We start from the raw sequence: 4,875 nt of genomic DNA on the forward strand, positions 1-4,875 counted from the left end.
AGCCGCCGCGGTCGCCGCTGGCCGCCCGCGCCCGCCGCCTGCTGCGGCCGGTGGCCCGCCGGATGCGGGTGACGTCGTGACGCGGCCGGGCGGTCCGCAGCAGACGATGCTGCCGGTCTACGAAGCCTTCCTCCCCCGCGAGCACGCGCTCTACCGGCCGCGCCACGGCGGGAAGCAGCTCGTGGCGCTGATCTGCGCGACCGTCTTCTTCCTGACGCCGAACCTGTCGGTCGTCTTCGGCGCGCGGCCCGGCGAGTTCGAAAACCGGGCGCTGACCCCGTTCCCGAGCCTCGGGCAGGGCTGGTCGTTCTTCCCGCAGCTCGGCAACTGGGCCACCGACCACCTGGTGCTGCGCGAGCAGGCCGTGCACACCGCCGACGGCATCAGCCGCGGGGTGTTCGGCGAACCGCCGCCGCTGAACCAGGAACACCAGCAGGGCCCGCTGCAGGTGCCGGGCGACACGAAGCTCGACCCGCGCCAGTTCCCCACCGTGATCGAGGGCAAGAACGGCTGGCTGTACCTCGGCGACGAGGTCACCAGCCACTGCGTGCCGACCGAGAACCTGGACACCACGTTCGACCGGCTGCGCCAGTTCCGGGACGGGATCGAGGCGTCCGGCCGCCAGCTCGTCGTCGTCATCGCGCCGGACAAGGCGACCATGGTCCCGGAGCACCTGCCGGACAACTACCTCGGCAAGGACTGCCACGACAGCGTCCAGAACGACTTCTGGCGCCGGGTCGACGCCGAGAACTTCATGGTCGACCTGCGCAAACCCCTCCAGGACTGGGCCAACCGCAAGGGCCAGCCGCTCTACGGCCCGCTGGATGCCCACTGGAACGACGAAGGTGCGATCACCGCGGTCCGCGAGGTCACCGAAAAGCTCCGGCCGGGCATCACGTCGAGCTGGCGCGTCCAGCCGAAGGAGAACTGGGAGCTGCCGGCCGACCTGCCCCGGCTGATCGGCCGGACCGGGCTGACCGACGGCACGCACTACGCGCTGATGCCCGACGGCCGGACCGACCTGACCCGCACGATGCCCGGCGACTACATCCCGCCGGTGCACACCGACACCGCGTCCGGGACCGGCACCTACGGGCTCCGCACGGCCTGGCTCGGCGACTCGTTCACCATCCGCACCCTGCCGTACATGGCCGCCACCTTCCGCGACCTGACCGCCATGCACTACAGCACGTCCGACTCCGACAGCGGCGCCGCGATCGCCGACCTGCTCGAGCGCAGCGACGTCGTGGTGGTCGAGTTCGCCGAGCGCGGGCTGATCGCCGGGGCCGCGTCGATGCTGACGCCGTCCGTGCAGCAGAACATCTTCCGCGAGCTCAACCGATGACCGCGCCGAACTGTGGGATTGTGCATGTCTTCTGACCAGCTGGCCGCCGCGCTGGCCCGCCTCGACGAACACCGCGAGCTGCACCTGCCGCTGCGCAGGACCGACCTGCTCGGCCGGCTGGCCCTGCGGTTCCTGTGGAAGCGCCAGGTGAAGTGGCAGATCGAGGCCAACCTGGCCATCCGGGACGCGCTCGCCGCCGTGCACCACGCCCAGCGCGAGCTGCCGGCCGACGCCGTCCGCCACGCCGAGCTGGCGCACGAGGTCGAACTGCTGCGGCAGCAGGACAAAACCATGACCGCGGGCCTGAACCAGCGGCTGTACGCGGGTCTCGGCCGGATCGAATCGCAGCTGTCCGAGCTGAAGCTGCAGCAGGCGGAAACGGCCGAGCAGGGTGACGACGCCGAGCTGCGGCTGAAGGCCCTGGAAGCGCAGGTGGCGGCGCTGACCTCGGCGGCGGCCGATGCCCGGCTGCGGCACGCCCAGCTGGACGTCGCGCTCGACCGCGTCCGGGCCGGGCAGCCGGTCACCGAGGTCGCCACGGACGTCGCCGACCGCGAATCGTTCCTCGAACTCGCGCTTTCGCAGCTGCTCGACGGGCCGGAAAGCCGCGTGCGCGAAGTCCGCAAGACGCACCTGCCGCTCATCACGGCAGCGCGGGAGGCGGGCGCCAACGGCCCGGTCTTCGACGTCGCACCGGGCCGCGGCGAATGGCTCGAGGTGCTTCGCTCGGCGGACCTGCCGTCCCTGGCGGCGTCGGACAACAAGCTGGTCCGGCAGCACTGCGCGGGGCTCGGCCTCGACGTCGCCGCGCAGGAGCCGCTGGCCGCGCTGGCGGCCGTGCCGGCCCGCTCGCTCGGCGCGGTGACCGCCTTCCGGTTCGCCGAACGCCGGACGCCGGACGCGCTCGCGCGCTTCGCCGACCTCGCCGCGACAGCGCTGCAGCCCGGCGGCGTGCTGCTGGTCGAGACGCCGGGCGCCGGCGCGGTCACCGAGTTCGAGCTGGATCCCTTCGCGCGCAAGCCGTTGCACCCGGTCTACCTCCGGTTCGTCGCCGAGGCGGCGGGCTTCCCGGAGGTCGACGTCCGCGAGGTGGCCGCCGCCGACGGTCTCGGTGAGCGCCTGTGCCTGATCGCCCGTCGATGACCGCCCGGGCCACCATGTGGACCCCGCTGCCGCCTCGGACCAGCGGGATCGCGGACTACAGCTACCACCTCACCGAGGCCCTGTCCGAGCTGCTCGACGTCGCGGCGATGACCGACGCGCCGGGCGCCCGGGTGCCGGCCGGTGTCCGGCTGCTGGAGGCGGACGAGCCGTCCGAAGGCGTGCCGGTCTACCACATCGGCAACCACGCCGGCGTCCACGGCGAGATCTACCGCCGGGCGATCGCGGACCCGGGGGTCGTGGTGTTGCACGATCCGTCCCTTTTGGACTTCCACGCCGGGATTCTCGGCAGCGTCGCCTCCGAGGCGTTCCGCGAAGAGGTGCGGTACGCGCACGGGCCGATCTGGGGCCACCAGCACGATCCGGCGCTGCTGCACGGCCTGCCGGCGATCGAGGTCGACGGGGTCAAGACCCTCGACCACGGCACGCTGACCCTGGAACGCCGGCTCGTCACGACCAGCCGCGGGGTCGTCGTGCACGACCCGCAGACCGCGGAGTTCCTGCGCGCGCGGTACCCCGGGGTTCCCGTGCACGCCGTGCCGCACGGCGCTCTCCTGCCGGACCCCGCGCGCCGCGAGCCGGTGCGGGCCGGGCTGGGCTGGACCGACGACCAGGTCGTCTTCGGCGTCTTCGGCAGCCTGGCCGGGCACCGGCGGGTGACCGCTGCCGTGCTGGCCTTCGCCGAGCTGCGCCGCCGCTGGCCCAACGCGCGGCTCCTGATCGCCGGGCACGCCGGGGACGCCGGGGTGCTCGACCAGGTGCGGCAGGTGGTCGCAGCGAGCGGGTTCCCCGACTCCGTCCACTTCGAACTGTCGCCGGCCGAAGACCGCCTCGACGACCTGATCCTGGCCGCCGACGCCGTGGTCAGCCTGCGGTGGCCGACCGCGGGCGAGACCAGCGGCACGATGCTGCGGGCGTTCGGCGCCGGGCGCGTGGTGATCACCAGCGACCTCCCGCAGCACCGGCATTACGACAGCGCGTTCTGCTGGACCGTGCCCGTGTCACCAGCGGCAGAGGCGGCCGAGCTGTACCGGCTGCTCGAGCGCGGCATGTGCTGGCCGGAGGAGCTGCGCGCGGCCGGGGAGCTCGCGCGGAAGTGGACCGGGGAGAACGCCACCTGGGCGATCGCCGCGCGGGGCTACGCCGACGCGATCGCCGCCGCGGAGAACTTCGTGGCGCCGCAAGAAAAGCGGCGGCCCGGCGTGAATGTCTTCGCCGACGTCCGCGCCACCACCGGCCTGTCCGAGGCGGCTCGCCGGTACGTCCAGGCGATGGCCACGCACGGCACCGAGCTGACGTTCACCGAGTTCAACAGCCAGGCGCCGTTCCGCACGATCGAGGTGCCGCCGGAGGTCGCCGCCCTGCGCCGGGGCAAGGAGTTCGACGTCGACCTGTGGCTCGTCAACGTCAACGAGTGGCAGCTGATCCCGGAGCACGCGCTCGACCGCTACACGATCGCGGTGTGGGCGTGGGAGCTGCCGGAACCGCCGGTGCACGCGCTGCCGCACCTGCCGGGCATCGACGAGCTCTGGCTGATCTCCCAGTTCGTCTCGGACTCCTTCCGCACGGTGACCGACATCCCGATCACCGTGGTGCCCAACGTCGTCCCCCAGGCGCCCGACGTGACCGGGGACCGCGCGAAGTTCGGCCTCCCCGAGGACGGCCTCATCGTGCTGTTCACGTTCAGCGCGTCCTCGAGCGACGCCCGGAAGAACCCGTGGGCGGTGCTCGAGGCGTTCCGCCGGGCGTTCCCGCCGGAGGAGCGCGGGACGAAGGCGCACCTGGTGTTCAAGGTGAACGACCTCCAGCGGTTCCCGGAGCTGGACGCCTCACTGAGCGCGGCGGTCGCGTCGGTGGGCGGGACGCTGCTGCGGCGCGAGATGTCCCGCACGGACATGGACACGCTGCTGGCCACCTGCGACGTCTACACCTCCCTGCACCGCTCCGAGGGCTTCGGGCTCGGGATGGCCGAGGCGATGGCGATGGGCAAGCCGGTGGTGGCGACCGGGTTCGGCGGCAACGTCGACTTCATGCCCCCGGGCGCGGCGGCGGTCGTCGGGTACGAGCCCCGCGCGATCGGCCCGAACGACCACCGGTTCGGCGGCGGCTTCGGCGATTGGTACACCGTCGGGCAGCTGTGGGCGGACGCGGACGTCGACCAGGCCGCGCGCTGGCTGCGCAAGCTCGCCGACAGCCCGCGGCTGCGCGCGGAAATGGGCGCGAAGGCGATCGAGGCGATCCGCGACTTCTGCAGCCCCGCGGCGGTCGCCAAGGTGATCAACCGCCGGCTGGCCGAGCTGGCCCGGCGCCGCTGACCCCCCGCCTCAAGCGCCCCAATGTGGCGTTCGGTGCGTCTGACGCACCGAACG

General features: G+C 72.8%; 3 protein-coding genes. All 3 read left to right on the forward strand.

What is annotated here, in order from left to right:
- Positions 1-106: 106 nt before the first annotated feature.
- From ACWEVN_RS46620 to ACWEVN_RS46630, 3 genes are read left to right on the forward strand one after another with little or no spacing between them, the layout of a single operon-like run.
- On the forward strand, positions 107-1,345 hold the full coding sequence (locus tag ACWEVN_RS46620; RefSeq protein WP_452055554.1) for an alginate O-acetyltransferase AlgX-related protein: 1,239 nt from the start codon (positions 107-109) through the stop codon (positions 1,343-1,345).
- 24 nt (positions 1,346-1,369) lie between these two features.
- Positions 1,370-2,488: a hypothetical protein gene (locus tag ACWEVN_RS46625; RefSeq protein ID WP_452055552.1), complete on the forward strand. Its 1,119-nt coding sequence runs from the start codon at positions 1,370-1,372 to the stop codon at positions 2,486-2,488.
- On the forward strand, positions 2,485-4,821 hold the full coding sequence (locus ACWEVN_RS46630) for a glycosyltransferase family 4 protein (RefSeq protein ID WP_452055553.1): 2,337 nt from the start codon (positions 2,485-2,487) through the stop codon (positions 4,819-4,821). The genes ACWEVN_RS46625 and ACWEVN_RS46630 overlap by 4 nt, the downstream gene beginning before the upstream one ends.
- Positions 4,822-4,875: the final 54 nt, after the last annotated feature.

Source organism: Amycolatopsis sp. NPDC003861 (assembly GCF_053605405.1).